The following is a 20,891-nucleotide window of genomic DNA, read 5'->3' on the forward strand; positions in this document are numbered from 1 at the left end:
GCGAGGTCAAATAAAGGAGTAATAAATGGCGTTTGCGCAATGGGCAGCCTTGCCTTGGGTAAAATCTCAAAAAGATAAAATTCAATGGGGGCAACTCACCGGTAGCGGATTAAGTATTGCTATCGCTCAAGGGGTTCAGCAACAAGACGGTTTGGTATTAATCGTCACACCTGACACGCCCAGTGCCTTGCGCTTAGAAACTGAATTAGAGTACTTATTACCAAATCATCCGGTCATGGTGTTTCCTGATTGGGAAACTCTTCCTTATGATCATTTTTCGCCACACCAAGATATTATCTCAGCGCGCCTAGCAACATTAAATACGCTCAAAAAAGAACAACAAAGTGTATTAATTGTGCCGGTTTCAACCCTAATGCTACGCACTGCTCCTGCATCATTTATTTATGGCTCCACTATAAACTTTAAAGTGGGTGATATTTTAGATACCCATAGCTTGCGCAATAACTTAGAGCAAGCTGGTTATTTACATGTGCAACAAGTAATGGAACACGGTGAGTATGCAATTCGAGGCTCTATTGTTGATTTATACCCAATGGGTAGCCCGCATCCTTTTAGGCTTGACTTTTTTGATGATGAGCTTGATTCAATTCGCTTATTTGACGTTGAAAGCCAACGCTCTGACGATAAAGTAGAAAAAATAGAGTTACTGCCTGCCCATGAGTTTCCAACAAACGAAGCTGATATAGAGCGTTTTCGTATTAATTACCGCTCAAAATTTGGAGCTAGCTCTGAGCAAGACTCAGTCTATATGCAAGTCACTAAAGGAAACTGGCCGGCAGGTATTGAATATTACATGCCGCTATTTTTTGATCAATTAGCCACTATTTTTGAATACCTCCCTGATACAACGACGGTAATGCAATTAGGGGATGTTGAACATGCCGCGGATAATTTTTGGCATGACGTAAATGTCCGATATGAAAACCGTCGTGTTGATCCGCTGCGCCCACTACTTGAACCTGTCAGCTTATATCAACCCATTAATGAGCTGTTTTCAAATTTAGGTAACTTTGCCCGCATTAAACTCTCGCAGGCTAAGCTACCTACCAAAGCGGGTAATAAAAACTTAGCCACATTAGAACTCCCTGCAATCCGTATTGACCATAAGCTACATGAGCCCTATCACGCATTTATTGACTACGTCAGTACACAGAAAAAACAAAAAGGCCGTGTTTTACTGTCTGTTGAATCGGATGGTCGCCGTGAGTCATTACTGGCAATACTAAAACCGAGTGGATTAAAGTTAAAAGAATTTAATACGTTTGATGAATTTACAGCAAGTAACAGTGATGTTGGCTTAATTGTAAGCCCACTTGAACAAAGTGTTGTGCTAAGCAGTAAACCACCGCTGACTATTATTACTGAACAAGAATTACTCGGCATAAAAGTATCGCAACGACGTCGTCGAAAGCATAAATACGAAGCAAGCCAAGATGCACTAATACGTAATTTAGCTGAGTTAAAAGTAGGCCAGCCTATTGTTCACCTTGATCATGGTGTTGGCCGCTACCAAGGGCTACAAACCATTGACGCCGCAGGTCTAGTCACTGAATTTGTCACTATCACCTACTCGGGTGAAGCAAAACTCTACGTCCCAGTGTCAGCACTGCATATGCTAAGCCGCTACTCTGGTGGTGAAGAAGCAAGCGCCCCGCTTCATAAACTTGGATCTGATGCATGGGACAAAGCTAAAAAGCGTGCAGCTGAAAAAGTGCGTGATGTTGCAGCTGAGCTATTAGATATTTATGCGCAGCGCCAAGCTAAACCAGGAAATGCATTCGCTCTTGATGGCGCAGCTTATCGTGCGTTTAGTGATGGCTTCCCGTTTGAAGAAACAGACGATCAGCGCAGTGCCATTGAAGCGGTGCTCGGTGATATGCAAAGTAAACAAGCGATGGATCGACTAGTATGTGGCGATGTTGGCTTTGGTAAAACCGAAGTCGCTATGAGGGCTGCATTTGTCGCTATTAATGATGATAAGCAAGTCGCGGTGCTTGTACCGACCACTTTACTTGCCCAACAGCATTATGAAAATTTTAAAGACCGTTTCGCTGATTTTCCAATTGAAGTGGGCGTTTTGTCTCGCTTTAATTCTCCAAAAGAACAAAAAGACACACTTGAAAGAATGGCCAATGGCAAGCTAGATATCGTGATTGGAACGCATAAACTAATCCAACAAGATATCATTTTTAAAGATTTAGGCTTATTAATTGTTGATGAAGAGCATCGCTTTGGTGTTCGCCAAAAAGAAAAAATTAAATCACTACGTGCTGATGTAGATATATTAACGCTGACGGCCACTCCAATTCCCAGAACATTAAATATGGCCATGAGTGGTATGCGAGACTTATCAATTATCGCCACACCACCTGCTAAACGCCTTGCGGTTAAAACTTTTGTGCGCCAACGCGACGCCGAATTGATACGCGAAGCCATACTACGAGAGATTAAACGCGGTGGCCAAGTTTACTTTTTACACAATAACGTAGATACCATCGACCGCGTTGCTGAAGAGATCAGCGAATGGGTACCAGAGGCAAGTGTTGCCTCTGCTCATGGGCAAATGCGCGAACGTGATTTAGAGCAATTGATGAGTGAATTTTATCATCAAAAATATAACGTGCTCGTGTGTACGACCATTATTGAAACCGGCATTGATATCCCGACCGCAAACACGATTATTATGGATCGTGCTGATAAACTTGGCTTAGCGCAGCTTCACCAATTGCGCGGTCGCGTTGGACGTAGCCATCATCAAGCATACGCTTATTTACTAACAGGTAACCCTAAAGCGCTGTCTAAAGATGCTGTAAAGCGCCTAGAAGCCATTGAGTCACTAGAAGATTTAGGCGCAGGTTTTGCGCTGGCAACTCACGATTTAGAGATCCGCGGCGCGGGTGAGCTACTTGGCGATGATCAATCAGGGCAAATGCACACCATTGGTTTTAACCTATACATGGAAATGCTTGAGCAAGCCGTCAAGTCACTGCGTGATGGCAAAGAGCCAACACTTGATAACTTATTACAACAACAAAGCGAAGTGGATTTAAAATTAGCAGCACTGTTGCCTGATGATTATATTCACGATGTAAATGCACGATTGGGCATGTACAAACGCGTTGCCAGCTGTGCTAATGTAGATGATATGGATGAATTACAGGTTGAATTAATTGACCGTTTTGGTTTATTGCCTGATGCGGCTAAAAACTTATTCAGCCTTCAACAACTTAAGCTAAAAGCCAGCGAACTGGGAATTAAAAAAATTGAGGCAAACCCTAAAGGAGGTTATTTTGAGTTCAGCCAAGATACAAAGGTTAATCCTAGCTTCATTATAGGTTTGATACAAAGTGCGCCTAAGGTGTACAAAATGGATGGCGCAAATAAATTGCGTTTTGCGATCAATGAGGCAAGTGCCCGTGAGCGTTTAAAAATGGTCACTGCAATGATTGCAGATTTCTCTAAAAAGGTTAGCCATTAATGTTGTTTAAAAAGTCCCTATTATTGTTGTGTTGTGTATTTAGTAGCACTGCATTTGCTGAACGCTGGTTTGAAGTGGAAGTGCTGATTTTTAAGCAACGCCCTGCCCCCTACATGCAAGAAGATTTCAGCTTAGATAAAGACCCGATAAAAAAATCTAATAATCTTGATTTACTGACACCTATTTATGAAGAGCAAGCCAAACAAGATTGTATTAATGGTGATAGTCGTTTTAACTCAGCCTCTTTTACTGATTCATTAATAAGCGTTAGTCGTTCAAACTTGTGTGATGAGAATATTGATTACCTAAGTAGCTACAACGTACTGCCTTTAAGCCCTTTAGCCCCTGTAAAAGATGACATGGAGCAAACGTACCTGTTAGCGCCTGAACAATTAAAATTCATACCCCAACAGCAATCACTTGTTCGTAAAGGATTGAAACCGCTATTGCATACGGGCTGGCGTTTTAAAGGTGCAAGTAAATCACGATCTGAACACATTTCGTTATTTGGCGGGCAACTGATACCAGCCCCCTATATAGCTAAAACAGCGAACTACCAAAGTGATGATTTTATTAATCAAGTTAGCTTCAATTCTTCATTACCTACCACAGAAGAAAAAGCCAGCGATAGCTGGGAGCTAGAAGGGGTTTTTAATATTTACCTTCGTCATTATCTTTTCATTAACGCAAATTTCGACATCAATGAAGCATTACCTACAGGCGATATTCAGCGTGCTCGTTTTTCACAATTTAAGCGTGTAATTAGCAATGAAGTTCATTATTTTGACCACCCGAAAATGGGCATGATAGTACAAATTAGAAAGTTCAAACACTAAATAAAGGAAGTTAAAAAATGAAAAAATTATTAATAGTTGCTGCCATTTTAACGTTGTCGGCTTGTTCAAAAATCAATTTAGAAAATTACGAAAAAATTGAAATTGGTATGAGTAAAACTGACGTTGAAGCAATATTGGGTGCAGCTGACAAATGTGTTGAAAAAACGCTACACACTAACTGCACATGGGGCGGTGGTGATAAAAAGATTGAGATCACTTTAGTCTCTGATCGCGTCTCGTTATATAGTAAAACAGGCCTAGAAAAATAATAGCCTCACCAGATGGTAACTGATCACCATCTGGTTTTTATAGCCAAGCCACTGATCAAAGAAAATAGAATAACAGCTTCACTCAGCTCAACGAGAAAATTATTTTTCACTGTAAATCAGCTCTATATTTACAATTTTACTTCTATTTAAAGTGATTTTATAGCGCTGGTGCGTTACTTTATCAGCACTGCTATAAACGACTACCAAGTTTAGCTGATAGCGACGCTCCACACTTTGTTTAGATATTTTATTATTTTCAACATTATACAGCTTACCTTCACCTTTTTTTAAATAACGAGCAAAAGGTGCCAAGTTAAATTGCAGTGTTTGCTGCAAACTATCATAACCGGGTAAAAACTCTTTGGCATTAACTCGCGTTTCACTGGCAAAATGTAACCATTGCGCGGCTTGTTTGTTCTGTTGTCGTCGTTTTGAAAATATATTCCTCACTTGCTGCGGAATATGTTTAAAGCGAGTGTATTCAAGCCAAATATATTGTGTTGAAATTTTATCTTTCGTAACACTGTTATTAAATTGAAAGCGCCACTTCGGCCGTCCTTTTACAATTGCTCGCCAAATAACCCGGGTTATATCTTCTTTAAATATTTCACGCATACCGTAAATAGCACCAAGAATAATAATCAATGTTGCTGTTACTTCTGTAAAAGTGCTGCGCGCATTAAGTACAACCAACATGACTAAGGCCATTATAACTGCCGTCACGCTGCCTTTTACTAACCGCTTTAAATAACTATTTAAATGACGAGTTTGTCTTGTTAATACGACGCCATGCTCAATTAAACGCTGTAACAAACGCATTTTATTAGTAATACGGTTAGCATCTTTAAGTGTTGAATCTGAGTTGTACTGCTGCTCTTGGCGGTATGTTTGTTCAAACTTACAAAAATTCAGCAAATCAGTGCGTTCTTTTGCGTGATCGCTACTTCGTGGGCCTTCATCCAGTAACCTTAAAAATGACTGTTCAATTTGCCAACTCAAATAATTATCGGCATTAGTGTAAAATGAAATTAGCTTTTCATCTTCTGGGGTATAACGGCGCAATTTTTTTAGTAAGCTTTGGCTTTGTTCACACAGCTCAATGGCCCGTTGATAAAACTCATCAAGTTCTTCTATTTTAAGCGCTTCTTTGATATCCGTTTCAATAGCTAATCTGACTTGATAACAATAAAGATTAAGGTTCTGCCGATAATCTTGCTGTTCACCTTTATTTTTACTGACAAAACGGCTTCGTACTAAAGGTAGGTGAATATTATTGGCGTTATACGCTAAATAAGATTTAAAGTGGTTATTGAAGTAAGACTCTTCGGTTAAGGTTTGTGGGTTAATACCCATTTCGTTTGGGATAGAGAAATACAAATCAATGCGTTGCTCAGAACGAGGACTGAGCTCAGGTTCGATAATAAAGGATAAGTTTTCATCCTGCTTTAACAATCAGTTCTCCTATTAAATATGAGATAACCTAAATTTTAGTTACAGACGTTAGTTTACTGCTGCCCTTGGATTTGTTCAACAAAAAAGGCCTAGTAAAACTAGGGCGTGTTGACCTTTGTGGATTGAAATTTGTTCAATCTAGGGGCGATTTAATCGCGGCGCGAGGTTTGTAACCTAGCAGGCTAAGTAAAAACCGAGCAACAAAGAGTTAATCGCCCCTAGGAAGAACCCTTTGGGCAGCGCATGTTTGGCATTTATACTGCGTTATCACCTATTTATGGGGAACAACCACACACCATAGGCTCTGCCTTGCCTAAATACCAAACATACTGCTGCAAAATCAATCACGAAAGGCCAACACGCCCTAGGCCTTAAAAGTAATTTAATCTAAGTGTCGGTTACTTAGAACTTAATGCTCATGCTTGCAAAGAAACGACGGCCTAATACATCATACGTATACGGGTCCGTATTTGAATCATTATTACCAGAGTAATATGGAGGCTGCTTATCAAATAGGTTATTGATACCCGCAGTCAATGCGACTGTTTCATTAATTAGGTAAGAGCCGCTCACATCATGATAAACAACACTCGGTGTTGTTGGCGCGTAGCATGTATCTTCCTTACCTATACACTTAAAGCTGTCCATACCTGAAATATAACGCGCTTTATATTGAGCGTCCCAACTATCTCCAGCAACTTTAAGGCTAAGATTAGATTTGATTTCTGCATAGCCACCTGAGCCAGAAGTGATCACACCAGCGTATTCAACTGGGTCTCCAGTCACTTGTTTAACATATTCATCAAGGTAAGTTGTGTCTAATCCTGCGCGCCAATTAAGACCCGCTGCCTCAAAGTTATATGCCAAATTCAAATCATACCCTGAGGTTTTTTCAGAGCCTATATTCTGTATTTTGTTATTAAATTTGATGCGTCCTGTTGCATCAATAGAAATACCTGCTGATTGGCACAATGGCGTTGTCGCGTTAGCCGCATTATTTAAGCATTGATCAACTATATACTGACTATCGACCTTTGTAATTGCATTTTCAATATCAATATCAAAGTAATCAACCGTCATTGAGAAACCATCAAACCACTGTGGTTCATAAACAAGGCCAACAGTTAATGTATCTGCTTCTTCAGGGGTTAACGCTGAATTACCACCAACCGTTACTTCTGCTTGTTTTTGCGCGCCAGGGTAATCTACTTGATCAAATGATGGAGAATTACCTGAGTAAAGTTCATTGACTGTCGGTGCACGAAAAGCGGTAGACACAACACTACGTAGCATTAATTCATCATTTGCTTTCCACGTTAGGCCTAATTTCCATGTTTCATCTGAACCAAAGGTACTGTAATCAAATGCGCGAATGGCTGCACTTAACTCAACATGCTCAGCAAATGGTTTATCAGCAAGTAATGGAATTGCAAGCTCAAGATAAGCCTCATTGACATCAAAGCCACCAGAAGTCGCTTCAACACGCGGATCATTAGCCAAACCTTGTGCCGTTAATGAGTCTGGGGTGAACCATGCTTTTTCTTGGCGGCGTTCTACACCAGCCGCAAATGCTGCATAACCCGCAGGCAGTTCTAGCAACTCACCACTAACAGCTGCGGCTAGAATAAATAACTGACTCCCACCATTATTTACTTCAGTGTAAACATTTTTGCGGAAATTGTCTGAAACCCACGCCTGTTGATCAAGTGGATTAAATGTACCTGCGTCAATTTGATCACCAATTGCGCCCATGTTATGTAGATTACTTAGCTTATCAACCGAGTCATTGCGGCCAAAGTTAGCCGACACATCCCATGCATAATCTCCAATTAGACCTTCAGCACCGATCACAGCACGTACTGTATCTACTGATTGCTCAAAATAACGTTCACCCGTGTCTGACATACGGCGACCATATGAGATTTTATCACCGTACTTATAGTTCATTTCTTGCGTTACGTAGTTACCATCCGCATCTTTATCAAGGTAACCATCACCATCAAGGTCAACTCGTTGATCGTAGCTTTGATTAAGCATTGAATCGCCCATTGCCTGCGTATATTCAAAATCAAACCAGACAGGCTGCGGCGCCATTTGTTGCTCTGACCAGCGTTTAGTATACGTAAACTCAGTAAATAAGCTGGTATCGTCAGATAGTTCGTATGTTGCTATACCTGTTAAGTTTAAACGCTCCATTGGCGTATAAAGGTAACTTGTTGGTGAGTAATTATAGCTGTCTTCATTGGTGTAACGGTGGTAATCACCGCCACGGCCAGTTACTCCGTCATCATCAATTAGTGAAACTTGTGTATCTTCACCTTTTGCATTTACCGTTGTGCCTTTTGCACCGTTACCATTCCATATATGGCCACCTTCATTGTAGGCAGAACCTGTACAGAATAAACCGTCAACGCCTTCATCTATTGGGCACTTAGAAAAATCACGATCTGCTTGAGATGCTTTGCCACGATCTGTGTACTGCATACCAATCACGATATTACCTTTATCAAAACTGCTACCGACTGTGAAGTCGATTGAATTCTCAGATGCATCACCCTCACCTGTAATTGCAGTATTTGCGTTTAATTCAAGGCCTTCAAAATCATCTTTTAAAATAATATTTACAACACCCGCGACCGCATCACTGCCGTAAACAGCAGATGCGCCATCTTTTAACACTTCAACTTGCTTGATCATTGATACGGGAATGGTATTTAAATCAACAGTTGATGCAGCGCCAGTCCCTGAATTGATCATACGACGACCATTAACTAGTACCAATGTTCGTTGCGCGCCTAAACCACGTAGATCAATACGAGCGTTACCACCAGAGCCATTATTAACCCCAGGGTTTGTCATTGCTCCGCCTGTTGCGGTCATTTTTTGTAACACGCTATCGATACTTGTTGCACCCATAGCTTGTATATCATCGGCACTGATCAACGTTATTGGGCTTGCGCTTTCCATGTCTGAGCGTTTAATGCGTGAACCTGTGACTTGAATTTTTTCTATAGCTTGAACTTCATCAGCAGCTACAACTTCAATGCTGGTGAACATAGGAATAGCCGTTATAACAGCTAAGCTAATTATTGATTTTTTCATGTAATACCCTACTTGTTGGAAAAATACCTAATTTAGGCAGCGCTCGTTTTATTTAAGAATGTCGAGATAGCGCAGCGCAACTTAGGGGGATTTAACTGAACGAAAACTGAATAAAAAAACAAGGGGCTTTAATTCTGTTTTACAGTTCCCTAAACCAGGGAATAAGGTGAATGAATGTTTCATTGTTAATTAATTAAAACAATTAAAAAACAATTAATTAAAAAAATAAGAATGCATTTAAACTACGAATGAAATTAATAACGATAAATTTGTAATTAACTGTAATTACTTGTGAAAATATCCAAAAAAGCTAAATTTACAACTTAATTACACCATTTTATAAAAACCGCAAAATGGACTTTTTTTACTAACGAATTCGATGGCTAAACAACGACGATTAAGTTCATTATCCGTCAACAAATACTCACCCCACCCAAGATAGAAGCGCCGTTGGAGTAAAAAAGGTTGTATGTAAGATAGTGGTTGCAAGTAATTCTACTATCAGAATCAGTCCTTTATAAAAATAACGCCTAAGAATATAGATTAAGGGTCTGTTGACCTTTCAAGGTTAAATTTGTAAAGGTCAACAGACCCTAAATAATGAGAGAATAGAATGATCAGAATGCACACTCTACACGTAATGAAATATGACTAACCGAGGGGATATACCCTTGCTGCTTATGTAGTGAATAGGTATTCAAATAATTGAATCTAGAAATTAGGGCGTGTTGACCTTTCGTGATTGATTTGGCAGCAGTATGTTTGGTATTTAGGCAAGGCAGAGCCTATGTCGTGTGGTTGTTCCCCATAAATAGGTGATAACGCAGTATAAATACCAAACATGCGCTGCCCAAAGGGTTCTTCCTAGGGGCGATTGACTCTTTGTTACTCGGTTTTTACTTAGCCCGCTAGGTTACAAACCTCGCGCCGCGATTAAATCGCCCCTAGGTTGAACAAATTTCAATCCACAAAGGTCAACACGCCCTAATAGATTACTGTAAAATAATAATAAACAGACTCTATCTGATTTTTTTGGTTTTTGAGCTCAAGTATCAGTTTCCAGGTCATGTTTCGTTCTGAACAAATACCGACCATTGCATTTGCAGTCAACACATTATCTTGTAATTTAAACTGCAGCGGAATGTAACCCATATACATAGTCACACCTTCAAGTTTCGCGCTGTGGATAATATTACCGTCGCTAAGGGAGACATTAATTTTAAAGGGAGTTTCAGGAGAAATAAGGTGCTCACTTAACCATATTTTAGCTTTTTTTGGGTATGTGCAAGCTTGATTAGGCTGACATTGTGAGTTTGTTGCTATCTCATCTTTATTTGCTGTGATCGGATCGCAGGCAATTAATAAGGTAAGTGTAAAAATAAACACTATAATATGCTTAATTGACATTGTAATCCTTGAGCAAAGTAAAGGGCGATACTAATAATTCCCCTATTAAAATACAAGTTTAGTGAAACGATCAGAGTCAATTACTAAGAAAGTGTGTCAAAAAGTAAACAACTACATGATAAAAATTGATTGATGTCATAATTTTATGCAATTGACCTATCTTTTTTAGGCCAAAAAATTTATCATTTCCCCGCAAAATAAGGGTTTCGCGAGTTTGTTTTCTGAAGCAGTCATGGCATTGAGGGTTTTAGGTAACATACTTGTGAAGTAATAGTAGGCCCCACTTTTTAAAGTGGGTAATTCATTTCTAAACGCATTTATTGCAGCGGAAGCCAGAAAATGAGCCAAACAGTAGCATCACAAACTGAGTATAACTATAAAGTTGTACGCCAATTCGCTATTATGACAGTGATTTGGGGCATCGTTGGCATGAGTGTTGGGGTTCTGATTGCTGCCCAATTAGCTTGGCCAGCACTTAACTTCGATACACCATGGTTAACATACTCTCGACTACGTCCGTTACACACGAACGCAGTAATTTTCGCATTTGGTACAAGCGCACTTTTTGCGACATCATATTATGTCGTACAACGTACTTGTCAAACGCGCCTTTTCTCAGATAAATTAGCCGCCTTTTCATTTTGGGGTTGGCAGTTAATTATCGTGCTTGCGGTCATCACATTACCACTAGGTATTACAAGTTCTAAAGAGTATGCGGAACTAGAATGGCCGATTGATATTTTAATCACCGTTGTTTGGATTGTTTACGCCATCGTGTTTTTTGGCACGTTAATTAAGCGTAAAGTATCGCACATCTACGTTGCTAACTGGTTTTATGCTGGTTTTATAATCACTGTTGCTGTATTGCATATTGTAAATAGTATGGCTGTTCCAGTGTCATTAACTAAATCATATTCCATCTATGCAGGCGCCGTAGATGCAATGGTTCAGTGGTGGTATGGTCACAATGCTGTTGGCTTCCTTCTAACTGCTGGTTTCTTAGGTATGATGTACTACTTTGTACCAAAACAAGCTGGTCGTCCGGTGTACTCTTATCGCTTATCAGTTGTTCACTTTTGGGCTCTAATTTCTTTATACATCTGGGCTGGTCCTCACCACTTACACTACACCGCGCTGCCAGATTGGACGCAAAGTTTAGGTATGGTTATGTCCATCATCTTATTTGTTCCTTCATGGGGCGGTATGATAAATGGCATAATGACTCTATCAGGTGCATGGCATAAATTACGTACTGACCCAGTACTTCGTTTCTTAGTTGTTTCATTGTCTTTCTATGGTATGTCTACCTTTGAAGGCCCAATGATGGCGATTAAATCTGTAAATGCTCTGTCTCATTACACTGACTGGACCGTAGGTCACGTACACTCTGGTGCGTTAGGTTGGGTTGCAATGATATCTATTGGTGCTATTTATCACCTTATCCCTGCTCTATTCTCGCAAGGACGTATGTACAGCGTGAAACTAGTTAATACCCATTTCTGGTTACATACTGTAGGTGTTGTTTTATACATCGTTGCAATGTGGATTTCAGGTGTAATGCAAGGTCTAATGTGGCGTGCAGTAAATTCTGACGGTACATTAATGTATAGCTTTGTCCAATCGCTACAAGCGTCACACCCTTTCTATGTTATGCGCTTTGTAGGCGGTGTATTCATCGTAGCGGGCATGCTAGTTATGGCTTATAACGTTTACCGTACAATTGCAGCGAAGAATGATTCGTTGAAATTAGACGCGCAAGCACAATTAGCATAACGGAGTGAGATGATGAGCAATAAAAAATCACAAAATAAGCATGAAATAGTTGAAAAGAACGTTGGCCTGATGGCTATCTTAACTGTGTTTGCAATCAGCTTTGGTGCATTAGTAGAGATTACTCCACTGATGTTCCAAGACGACACAACTAAGCCTGTTGATGGACTTCGTCCATTAAACGCGCTTGAAATGGAAGGTCGCGATATCTATGTACGTGAAGGTTGTTATAACTGTCACTCACAGATGATTCGCCCTTTTCGTGATGAAGTTGAGCGTTATGGTCATTACTCTGTAGCTGGTGAGTCAGTATGGGATCACCCATTTCAGTGGGGTTCAAAGCGAACTGGTCCTGATCTTGCCCGTGTAGGTAAACGTTACTCAGACGATTGGCATTATGCTCACTTAATGGACCCACGTGCTGTGGTACCTGAATCGAATATGCCAGGATACCCTTGGTTAGATGAGAATCGCGTTGATACTAGCTTGACTCTTAAAAAACTTAAAATTTTCCGTGACACATTTGCTATTAACCCAGAAAACCCGGCACACCCAGGTTTAGGGTACGGTAGTGATGAGGAACTAATAGCAGACGTTGCCAAAGTTGATGCAATGAATAACAACAAGGGTGCGACAGAAATGCAAGCCCTTATTGCTTATTTGCAACAGCTTGGCACGCACTTGAAGTAATTAATTATGGATTACGGAACATACAGAGGCGTTTTAACTCTGATAATTTTAGTATTATTTATTGTTATTGTTGTGTGGGCATTCAGCAAGCGTAGCAAAACACGCTTTGACAGTGCTGCTAATGCCATTTTCGAAGATGAAAAAGAGCATAACAAAACAATCTCTAACGAGGAAAAGGGGTCTGAGAAATGACTAGCTTTTGGAGTATATGGGTTATTGTATTAACCCTTGCGTGCCTATTTATTATTTTTGGCCTACTAGTGTGGAACTTAAAGAACTACGCTGGGGTTGAAGAGGGTGAAAGCTGTGGGCATGAGTTTGATGGGATTGAAGAACTAAACAACCCACTGCCTAAGTGGTGGACTTACATGTTCTTTGCAACATTTGCATGGTCAGTATACTACCTTGCCGCTTACCCAGGTTTAGGTAATTGGGAAGGCGTATTTAAATGGACTAGTTCTAACCAAGGTATTACTTCTTTAGAAGAGTCTAAAAAGGCAACTGAAGATGCACTAGCTAACGGTCAGCGAGTTCAATTAGATCAAGAATTTGTTGATGCAGATAAACGTTTTGGCCCTATATTTGAAGGCTATGCTAGCCAAGATATTGAAATGCTTGTTAAAGACGACAAAGCACTTGAAATTGGTCAACGCTTATACGCTCAGAACTGTTCGCAGTGTCACGGTTCAGATGCTCGTGGTGGTCACGGCTTCCCTGACCTAACGGATAAAGACTGGTTATACGGCGGCACGCCTGACAAAATTAAAGAAACACTACTTTATGGTCGTGTTGCTGCAATGCCACCATGGGGTGCTGCTTTAGGCGAACAAGGCGTTAAAGAAATGACCGCGCATGTTTTAAGCTTATCAGGTCGTACTGTTAACCAAAAAGATGCGAAAGCAGGTGAAGCTAAGTTTGCCATGTGTGCTGCATGTCATGGTGTTGATGGTAAAGGTTCTGTTGCCCATAACTTACCATTTGGTGCTCCTAACTTAACAGATAACATCTGGTTATATGGTGGTTCTCAACGTGCTGTTGAAGAAACATTAAATAACGGTCGTGCTGGTGTAATGCCTGCGTGGAAAGACATTTTAGGTGAAGACAAAGTTCATCTATTAACGGCTTATGTTTACAGTTTATCGCAAGATAAATAAGCAAAACGTTAATTAAATGTTTAAATATTAATCTTTTAATTCAATAGATTAATTAAGATCAAAAAAGCCTCCATCTGGAGGCTTTTTTTTAGTCTTTTTAATTCAAATCCTATAAAATACCTACACCGTAAACAAATTAAGCTTACTTATGAACCCTACTCCTTGGTATAAAAATTTCTGGCCTTGGTTCTTAATCTTTTTCCCAGCAATTACTATCATTGGCTGCATATCATTATTTATTACGGCAATTGGGAATGGCCCCGATATGGTCGTCGATGATTATTATAAAAAAGGTAAAGCGATTAATTTAGAACTGAGTAAATTTGATAAAGCAAAGGCTTTATACTTGCATGGTGAACTTGGTGTTGAAGCAGATAAAGTAAGTTTTAAATTTACCAAGGGTGACACAAGCAATATTCACTCTTTAAAGTTATCATTTTATCATAGAACAATCCAAGCTCATGATTTTGATATACACCTGACGCCCAACGCAAAAAGTGAATTCACAGCCATTATTCCTAGTTTTGTAAATGGAACATACACTGTATTTATCGAGCCCGTTGATGGTAGCTGGAAACTAAAAGAAAACATTACTTTGCCAAGTGAGCAAAGTATTTCTATAAGCCCTGAATATAAGTAGTCCAAGTATTATGTCTAATAATTGCTTTCATTGCCTTGAAAGTGTGCCTTCAGGCTTTAGCGCTACCGTTAATATTGATGGTAGCGAACAACCAATGTGCTGCATTGGCTGCCAAACTGTAGCCGAGACAATAGTCAGTCAAGGTATGACTGACTATTATAAATTTAGGACTGTTCGAGCAGGTAAAGTTCAGCAGCTCGTTCCAGAGCAATTGGCCTTCATCACCAGTTATGATAACCCCGATATTCAAGACGAATTTATATCTCAGACTAATGATATTAGTGAGGTATTACTAACTGTTGAAGGGATTACGTGCGCAGCTTGTGCGTGGCTAATTGAAAAACAATTATTAAATATACCGGCGATTAAACGAGTCGATGTAAATACATCAACTAATCGCGCTATGATCCAATGGGACAAAGAACGTACTCCACTAAGTGAATTAATCAAATCATTAATGGAAATTGGCTATAAAGCCTACCCTTTTCAAGCTGATATAGAAGCAAGTCAAAAACAGTTAGTCGCTAAAGCCTATATACGCCGATTAGGTGTCGCTGGTTTGATGACAATGCAAGTGATGATGTTTGCATTTGCAATGTACTTCGGTATGTTTTCAGGCATGGAAGAAAATTTTGAGCAATATTTCCGCTGGATCAGCCTAATCCTTGCCTCCCCTGTTATTTTATATAGTGCGTTACCCTTTTTAACTAATGCGATTAATGGCCTTAAAGCAAAACAATTGAATATGGATTTGCCCGTATCATTAGCAATATTTGGTGCTTATATTGCCAGTAGTTACGCCACAGTTATGCAAGTCGGTGAAGTATACTTTGAATCTATTTGCATGTTTACCTTCTTACTTTTACTCGGTAAATATCTAGAGTTTCGCGCTCGTCTCAAAGCAAGTGAATTTACTGCGAACTTACAAAAACTATTACCTTTAACCGCTCGCACGTTAGATAAAGACGACCAAGAACATATAATTGCGGCTAAAAAATTAAAGCTAAATGATCGCGTGTTAATAAAGCCTGGTGAAACCATTCCAGCCGATGGCGTTATCTGCTCGGGCACCACAACGGTTGACGAATCCATGATGACGGGAGAGCATTTACCTGTTAAGAAATACATTGACCATCAAGTATTTGCTGGCACTGTAAATCATGATGGTGTGATCACAATTGAAATAAACAAGATAGGCCAAAATACCTTACTTAACCAAATCATTAAACTACAACACAGCGCACTCGCCACACGCCCTAAGTTAGTTGAAATAACAGATAAAGTTGCGCAGTGGTTTGTCGCTTGTTTATTAGTTTTTGCTTCATTAACAGCCATTGGTTGGTATCAAGTTGACCCCGCACATGCGTTTTGGATCACTATTGCTGTGCTTGTCGCAACATGTCCTTGTGCGTTGAGTTTAGCTATTCCAACCGCATTGACCTGTGCAGTCGCAACGTTAACTCGCAAAGGGATACTGATAAAACAAGCTCATGTACTTGAAACATTACCACAATTAACACGTGTTGCATTTGATAAAACAGGCACATTAACTCAAGGGCGTTTCAGTATAGACTCTGTTGATTTATTGGTTGATAGTATCTCTAAACAACAAGTATTGGCTCTTGCTGCCCAACTTGAAAGCTATTCAGAGCACCCTATCGCGACAGCATTTAATAAGTACACACCTGAGCAGCGCCATTTATATGATATTAACGTGCACCCAGGGCTTGGTATTTCTGGTCACGATGATAATCATCATTACGCTATCGGTAAGAGTGGCTGGTTCGATAACAGTAAATGTAATGCACAAGCAACTTTTTATGTTGATAAACAGCCTGTCGCAAATTTTTACTTTATTGATGAAGTAAAAGACAATGCAGCACCCTTAATCGCCTCTTTGCAAGCTCAAGGCTTAACATGCCATATGTTAACAGGGGATGCGTCGAGTGCGGGGCAACAGATTGCTCAAAGGTTAAAGTTGGATAGTTTCAAAGTAGGTTGTCTGCCTCAAGATAAACAAAGTGAAGTTGAACTTTGGTCAAAGCAAAATGAAATTGTTGCTATGGTGGGCGACGGCGTAAACGACAGTCCTGTCTTTAACAGCGCTCACTTGTCAATTGCAATGGATACAGGTGCTGATATTTCAAAAAATACAGCTGACGTAGTTTTACTTAACAGTGACTTAGCCGCAATTGAGCATTTGCTTATCGTATCTAAAAAAACACGGCGGATAATTAAACAAAACTTAGCACTGTCGTTGCTTTATAATGGTTCTATCCTGCCACTTGCAGCATTGGGCTTAGTAGCGCCTTGGATGGCAGTGATTGGTATGTCCACAAGTTCCATTATTGTGATCTGTAACTCCCTGAGGTTATTAAAGTTATGAGTATAATTTATATCCTAATTCCAATTGCTATATTATTCGTTATGATCGCAATTGGTGTTTTTTTCTGGGCTGTCCGTGGCGAACAGTTTTCTGATTTAAATAAACAAGGCCATAGTATCTTGTTTGAAGATGATAAAGAACAACATAACAAAAGTAATGATTGACCCTCTATTTATTAGTGCATTTGTGATGGGTCTCATTGGTAGTGGCCACTGCATAGCTATGTGCGGTGGTATTGCCAGTTCTTTACAGCTTGCAACTGATAAAACAAAACCAATCTACTTTTCAATCGCCTACAACCTTGGTCGAGCTGCCAGTTACATGGCCGCAGGTGCACTTGTGGCGGGTTTAAGCAGCCATTTCGCTAATCAAAGCCATTGGCTTTCTCTTGCATTGGCATTTTTAAGTGGACTTTTTATGATTTTAGTTGGCCTTTACGTAATGCGTTTAGGTGCAAGTTTGAAATGGCTAGAATCGCTCGGAAAAATAATGGTATGGCAGCATATTGTTAAACTAAATAAATTTTTAATGCCTATTAACTCACTTCCTAAAGCCCTAGGTTACGGCGTATTATGGGGATGGTTACCGTGTGGCTTAGTGTATTCTGCATTAACTTGGGCGATGACCGGCAATAGCGCATTTGAAGGCGCGCTGGTTATGCTATTTTTTGCTCTAGGCACCTTCCCTGCGATGCTCAGTATAGGTATGGGCGCACAAGCATTGCATAAGCTACTTAATCACCCTTGGGCGCGGATAACGATGGGCAGCCTACTGATTTGGTATGGCGTTTATCTACTTATTATTGCAACTGACAAGCTAGTGCATTAATCTAAAGGGACTAGTGCGCCGACATTTTATGGATATAACAGATGAATTTATCACACAATAAAGCAAAGACTAACTGCACGATTAGCTGTAACAATTGCAGTATCAGTCAATTATGCTTACCTTTTACACTCAATGGTCAAGAAATGGATAAACTTGATGAAATCATCGAACGTAAAAAACCACTGCACAAAGGCGACTTTTTATTTGAATCAGGTGCGCGTTTAAATGCCATTTTTGCTGTTCGTTCAGGTTCATTTAAGTCATATACTTTATCTGAGCAAGGCGATGAACAAATAACAGGATTTCACTTAGCCGGTGATTTAGTTGGTTTTGATGCTATTAATAAAATGGCCCACCAAAGCTTTTCGCAAGCACTAGAAACTTCAATGGTATGCGAAATTCCATTTGATACATTAGATGAACTGTCAGGTAAATTGCCTAAACTACGTCAACAAATTATGCGTTTAATGAGCAATGAAATTAACTATGATCAAGAAATGTTGTTGCTACTAAATAAAAAGTCTGCTGAAGAACGTTTAGCTAGTTTTATTTATAATTTATCAAATCGTTTTGGTGAGCGTGGCTTTTCGCGTAAAGAGTTTCGCTTTACGATGACAAGAGGTGAAATTGGTAATTATCTAGGTCTTACTGTCGAAACAATTAGCCGACTGTTAAGCCGCTTTCAAAAAGCAGACCTAATAAAAGTTGAGGGTAAGTTCATTACAATCCTCGACAGTGATGGATTACGTGATGCCGCAGCTATCCACCCGAAATAAACCTTGATCTAGCACAACATAAAGTATGCTGTTACTTTAACTACTCGCTATTTACGTTACACTCTAATGAGTCTGAAATGTAAATTATATCCTTCGATAGGTATACAGTAGTTAAGGAACAGCTCATGAACACCCTCAAACGCATACTTGCCGTTATTGACCCAACCGTTGATTCTCAGCATGGTTTATCTCGCTCTATTGATTTAGCCAAAAAGTCTGGTGCCGTTATCACTGCTTTTATGAGCATTTACGACTTTTCATATGAAATGACAACTATGCTCTCTGGCGATGAGCGCGAAGCAATGCGTAATGCCGTGGTTAAAGATCGCCAAGCATGGCTTGATGAAATTTTAGCCCAATACCCTGACATTAAAATACAAAGTAAAGTTGTTTGGCATAATCGCTCTTATGAAGCCATTATAGATACAGTGATCAGCGAGCAATTTGATATCGTCATTAAAGGCACGCATAAACATGACACTCTTAAATCTGTTATTTTTACCCCAACCGACTGGCACTTGATCCGAAAATGCCCAGCACCTGTGTTACTCGTCAAAGAACATGCGTGGCCAGAGAACGGGAATATTCTTGCAGCCGTAAACGCAATTAGTGAGAATGAACAGCATCTTGCACTTAACAACCGAATTATTAAAGATGCCCAATTTTTATGTGAACTTGCTAACGCAAAATTAAGCCTTGTGAATGCTTATCCAGCAACGCCTGTAAACATTGCGATCGAAATACCTGAGTTCAACCCAAGCGTATATAACGAATCAGTCAAAAAGCATCATATAGAATCAACACATACGCTGGCTAGCAAACATAATATTTCACACCAAGCGTGTGCCATTGAAGAAGGCTTACCCGAAGATGTTATTCCTGATGTTGCTGCGCGTTTAAATAGCGAATTAGTGGTTATTGGTACTGTAGGGCGCACTGGGTTAAGCGCTGCATTAGTGGGAAATACAGCCGAGCATGTAATCGATAGCCTCGATTGCGATGTATTAGCGCTTAAACCCGATGGCTACGTCAGCCCATTAACAAAAAATTAAGCTATAAATATGTTTTGAGCATTGCTGCTTTCGGCGTATAATGCGCCCCTTATTTTTACGCATAGTTCACAAGGGGGCGTAATGTCGCATTCTGTTCAAGCCAAAGCTCAACACAGCTTATCTAAGTTACAAAAACGCTTACGTCGTCAAACCGGTCAAGCGGTTATGGACTTCAATATGATTGAAGAAGGCGACCGTATCATGGTCTGCCTATCTGGTGGCAAAGATAGTTACACCCTACTTGATATGCTTAAACATCTCCAACGTGTTGCACCAATCAAGTTCGAGCTGTTTGTTATTAACCTTGATCAAAAGCAACCAGGGTTTCCTGAACATGTGTTACCTGAGTACTTAGATACTCAAGATATAGAATATAAGATTGTTGAAGAAGATACCTACAGCATCGTCACTGATATTATTCCTGAAGGCAAAACCACCTGCTCTTTATGTTCGCGTTTACGCCGTGGTATTTTATACCGCACTGCAAACGAAATGGGCGCTACCAAAATAGCGTTAGGCCATCACCGTGACGACATGATTGAAACACTGTTCTTAAACATGTTCTACGGCGGAAAACTTAAAAGTATGCCAGCTAAATTAATGAGCGATAACGGCGAGCACATGGTTATTCGTCCGCTAGCTTATTGTAAAGAAGCTGATATAGAACAATACGCCATCAGTCAAGCATACCCTATCATTCCATGTAATTTGTGTGGTTCGCAAGAAAACTTACAACGTAAACATACCAAAGCAATGCTAGCTCAGTGGGATATAGAGCACCCAGGGCGTGTTGAAAGTATTTTTACTGCGATGCAAAATGTCACCCCATCGCACTTAGCGGATAATAAATTATTTGATTTTAAGAATTTAAAAACGGGTGAAGTGATTGACGGTGGGGATATCGCATTAGATAAACCTGAGATCCCAAAACAGCCTTCACAAGACTCGCAGCAAGATACTGCCGAAGTCGTTACTATAAACCTTAGTTAATAGTCATAATACTGAAAACCGCAGCTTATTCGCTGCGGTT

Annotated in this window: 17 protein-coding genes; 14 read left to right on the plus strand and 3 right to left on the minus strand. The window is 39.9% G+C overall.

Annotated elements, in window-relative coordinates; all coding sequences use genetic code 11:
• The first annotated feature begins 25 nt into the window (after positions 1-25).
• Genes mfd through ACJJVX_RS15400 form a run of 3 tightly spaced genes read left to right on the plus strand, consistent with a single transcriptional unit; the run spans position 26 to position 4,604 of the window.
• Positions 26-3,499, plus strand: a complete 3,474-nt coding sequence (gene mfd, locus ACJJVX_RS15390) for a transcription-repair coupling factor (RefSeq protein ID WP_054203524.1) — start codon at positions 26-28, stop codon at positions 3,497-3,499.
• Positions 3,499-4,335 (plus strand): peptidoglycan binding protein CsiV, encoded by an 837-nt coding sequence (locus ACJJVX_RS15395; protein ID WP_405632251.1) that lies wholly within the window; start codon positions 3,499-3,501, stop codon positions 4,333-4,335. The genes mfd and ACJJVX_RS15395 overlap by 1 nt, the downstream gene beginning before the upstream one ends.
• Before the next feature lie 17 nt (positions 4,336-4,352).
• A complete protein-coding gene (locus ACJJVX_RS15400) occupies positions 4,353-4,604 on the plus strand; it encodes a hypothetical protein (RefSeq protein WP_054203522.1) in 252 nt (83 codons plus the stop codon).
• 99 nt (positions 4,605-4,703) lie between these two features.
• Here the strand turns inward: ACJJVX_RS15400 and ACJJVX_RS15405 are convergent, their stop codons facing one another.
• From ACJJVX_RS15405 to ACJJVX_RS15415, 3 genes are all read right to left on the minus strand, one after another.
• A complete protein-coding gene (locus ACJJVX_RS15405) occupies positions 4,704-6,056 on the minus strand; it encodes a hypothetical protein (protein ID WP_054203521.1) in 1,353 nt (450 codons plus the stop codon).
• A gap of 402 nt (positions 6,057-6,458) precedes the next feature.
• Positions 6,459-9,158 (minus strand): TonB-dependent receptor, encoded by a 2,700-nt coding sequence (locus ACJJVX_RS15410; protein WP_054453375.1) that lies wholly within the window; start codon positions 9,156-9,158, stop codon positions 6,459-6,461.
• 984 nt (positions 9,159-10,142) lie between these two features.
• Entirely contained in the window at positions 10,143-10,565 is a 423-nt protein-coding gene (locus tag ACJJVX_RS15415; protein ID WP_054203519.1) for a hypothetical protein, read from the minus strand.
• 339 nt (positions 10,566-10,904) lie between these two features.
• Here ACJJVX_RS15415 and ccoN point away from each other — a divergent pair, with 339 nt between their 5' ends.
• The 11 genes from ccoN to ttcA all read left to right on the plus strand — a co-directional run bounded on the left by ccoN (position 10,905) and on the right by ttcA (position 20,851).
• Complete coding sequence (gene ccoN, locus ACJJVX_RS15420) at positions 10,905-12,338, plus strand: cytochrome-c oxidase, cbb3-type subunit I (protein ID WP_054203518.1); 1,434 nt, start codon at positions 10,905-10,907, stop codon at positions 12,336-12,338.
• A gap of 12 nt (positions 12,339-12,350) precedes the next feature.
• Positions 12,351-13,025 (plus strand): cytochrome-c oxidase, cbb3-type subunit II, encoded by a 675-nt coding sequence (gene ccoO, locus ACJJVX_RS15425; protein WP_054203517.1) that lies wholly within the window; start codon positions 12,351-12,353, stop codon positions 13,023-13,025.
• Between the two features lie 6 nt (positions 13,026-13,031).
• Entirely contained in the window at positions 13,032-13,217 is a 186-nt protein-coding gene (locus ACJJVX_RS15430) for a cbb3-type cytochrome c oxidase subunit 3 (protein ID WP_054203516.1), read from the plus strand.
• Positions 13,214-14,179, plus strand: a complete 966-nt coding sequence (gene ccoP, locus ACJJVX_RS15435; RefSeq protein WP_054203515.1) for a cytochrome-c oxidase, cbb3-type subunit III — start codon at positions 13,214-13,216, stop codon at positions 14,177-14,179. Before ACJJVX_RS15430 ends, ccoP begins: the two co-directional genes overlap by 4 nt.
• A gap of 148 nt (positions 14,180-14,327) precedes the next feature.
• Entirely contained in the window at positions 14,328-14,819 is a 492-nt protein-coding gene (locus ACJJVX_RS15440) for a FixH family protein (protein WP_054203514.1), read from the plus strand.
• Between the two features lie 10 nt (positions 14,820-14,829).
• Positions 14,830-17,205 (plus strand): heavy metal translocating P-type ATPase, encoded by a 2,376-nt coding sequence (locus ACJJVX_RS15445; RefSeq protein ID WP_405632256.1) that lies wholly within the window; start codon positions 14,830-14,832, stop codon positions 17,203-17,205.
• A complete protein-coding gene (ccoS, locus tag ACJJVX_RS15450; protein ID WP_054203512.1) occupies positions 17,202-17,369 on the plus strand; it encodes a cbb3-type cytochrome oxidase assembly protein CcoS in 168 nt (55 codons plus the stop codon). The genes ACJJVX_RS15445 and ccoS overlap by 4 nt, the downstream gene beginning before the upstream one ends.
• Complete coding sequence (locus ACJJVX_RS15455) at positions 17,362-18,033, plus strand: sulfite exporter TauE/SafE family protein (protein ID WP_405632260.1); 672 nt, start codon at positions 17,362-17,364, stop codon at positions 18,031-18,033. The genes ccoS and ACJJVX_RS15455 overlap by 8 nt, the downstream gene beginning before the upstream one ends.
• Before the next feature lie 41 nt (positions 18,034-18,074).
• Positions 18,075-18,809 carry an FNR family transcription factor gene (locus ACJJVX_RS15460; protein WP_054203510.1) on the plus strand — a complete coding sequence of 245 codons (735 nt, stop codon included), beginning with the start codon at positions 18,075-18,077 and terminating at the stop codon, positions 18,807-18,809.
• A gap of 125 nt (positions 18,810-18,934) precedes the next feature.
• Positions 18,935-19,861: a universal stress protein UspE gene (gene uspE / locus ACJJVX_RS15465; protein ID WP_054453367.1), complete on the plus strand. Its 927-nt coding sequence runs from the start codon at positions 18,935-18,937 to the stop codon at positions 19,859-19,861.
• An 81-nt stretch (positions 19,862-19,942) separates the two neighbouring features.
• Entirely contained in the window at positions 19,943-20,851 is a 909-nt protein-coding gene (ttcA, locus tag ACJJVX_RS15470; RefSeq protein ID WP_054203508.1) for a tRNA 2-thiocytidine(32) synthetase TtcA, read from the plus strand.
• Positions 20,852-20,891: the final 40 nt, after the last annotated feature.

Origin of the sequence: Pseudoalteromonas sp. Ld20, from assembly GCF_045064175.1 — a bacterium.
In the GTDB taxonomy this organism is placed as follows: Bacteria; Pseudomonadota; Gammaproteobacteria; order Enterobacterales; family Alteromonadaceae; genus Pseudoalteromonas; species Pseudoalteromonas neustonica.

What these genes read in the sequence shown, in the direction of transcription:
- ACJJVX_RS15445 (WP_405632256.1), top strand. Translation starts at nt 14,830, where the DNA reads ATGTCTAATAATTGCTTTCATTGCCTTGAAAGTGTGCCTTCAGGCTTT.
- ACJJVX_RS15440 (WP_054203514.1), top strand. Translation starts at nt 14,328, where the DNA reads ATGAACCCTACTCCTTGGTATAAAAATTTCTGGCCTTGGTTCTTAATC.
- ACJJVX_RS15395 (WP_405632251.1), top strand. Translation starts at nt 3,499, where the DNA reads ATGTTGTTTAAAAAGTCCCTATTATTGTTGTGTTGTGTATTTAGTAGC.
- ACJJVX_RS15410 (WP_054453375.1), bottom strand. Translation starts at nt 9,158, where the DNA reads ATGAAAAAATCAATAATTAGCTTAGCTGTTATAACGGCTATTCCTATG.
- ACJJVX_RS15430 (WP_054203516.1), top strand. Translation starts at nt 13,032, where the DNA reads ATGGATTACGGAACATACAGAGGCGTTTTAACTCTGATAATTTTAGTA.
- ccoS (WP_054203512.1), top strand. Translation starts at nt 17,202, where the DNA reads ATGAGTATAATTTATATCCTAATTCCAATTGCTATATTATTCGTTATG.
- ccoN (WP_054203518.1), top strand. Translation starts at nt 10,905, where the DNA reads ATGAGCCAAACAGTAGCATCACAAACTGAGTATAACTATAAAGTTGTA.
- ACJJVX_RS15400 (WP_054203522.1), top strand. Translation starts at nt 4,353, where the DNA reads ATGAAAAAATTATTAATAGTTGCTGCCATTTTAACGTTGTCGGCTTGT.
- ttcA (WP_054203508.1), top strand. Translation starts at nt 19,943, where the DNA reads ATGTCGCATTCTGTTCAAGCCAAAGCTCAACACAGCTTATCTAAGTTA.
- ccoO (WP_054203517.1), top strand. Translation starts at nt 12,351, where the DNA reads ATGAGCAATAAAAAATCACAAAATAAGCATGAAATAGTTGAAAAGAAC.
- ACJJVX_RS15415 (WP_054203519.1), bottom strand. Translation starts at nt 10,565, where the DNA reads ATGTCAATTAAGCATATTATAGTGTTTATTTTTACACTTACCTTATTA.
- ACJJVX_RS15460 (WP_054203510.1), top strand. Translation starts at nt 18,075, where the DNA reads ATGAATTTATCACACAATAAAGCAAAGACTAACTGCACGATTAGCTGT.
- mfd (WP_054203524.1), top strand. Translation starts at nt 26, where the DNA reads ATGGCGTTTGCGCAATGGGCAGCCTTGCCTTGGGTAAAATCTCAAAAA.
- uspE (WP_054453367.1), top strand. Translation starts at nt 18,935, where the DNA reads ATGAACACCCTCAAACGCATACTTGCCGTTATTGACCCAACCGTTGAT.
- ACJJVX_RS15455 (WP_405632260.1), top strand. Translation starts at nt 17,362, where the DNA reads ATGATTGACCCTCTATTTATTAGTGCATTTGTGATGGGTCTCATTGGT.
- ccoP (WP_054203515.1), top strand. Translation starts at nt 13,214, where the DNA reads ATGACTAGCTTTTGGAGTATATGGGTTATTGTATTAACCCTTGCGTGC.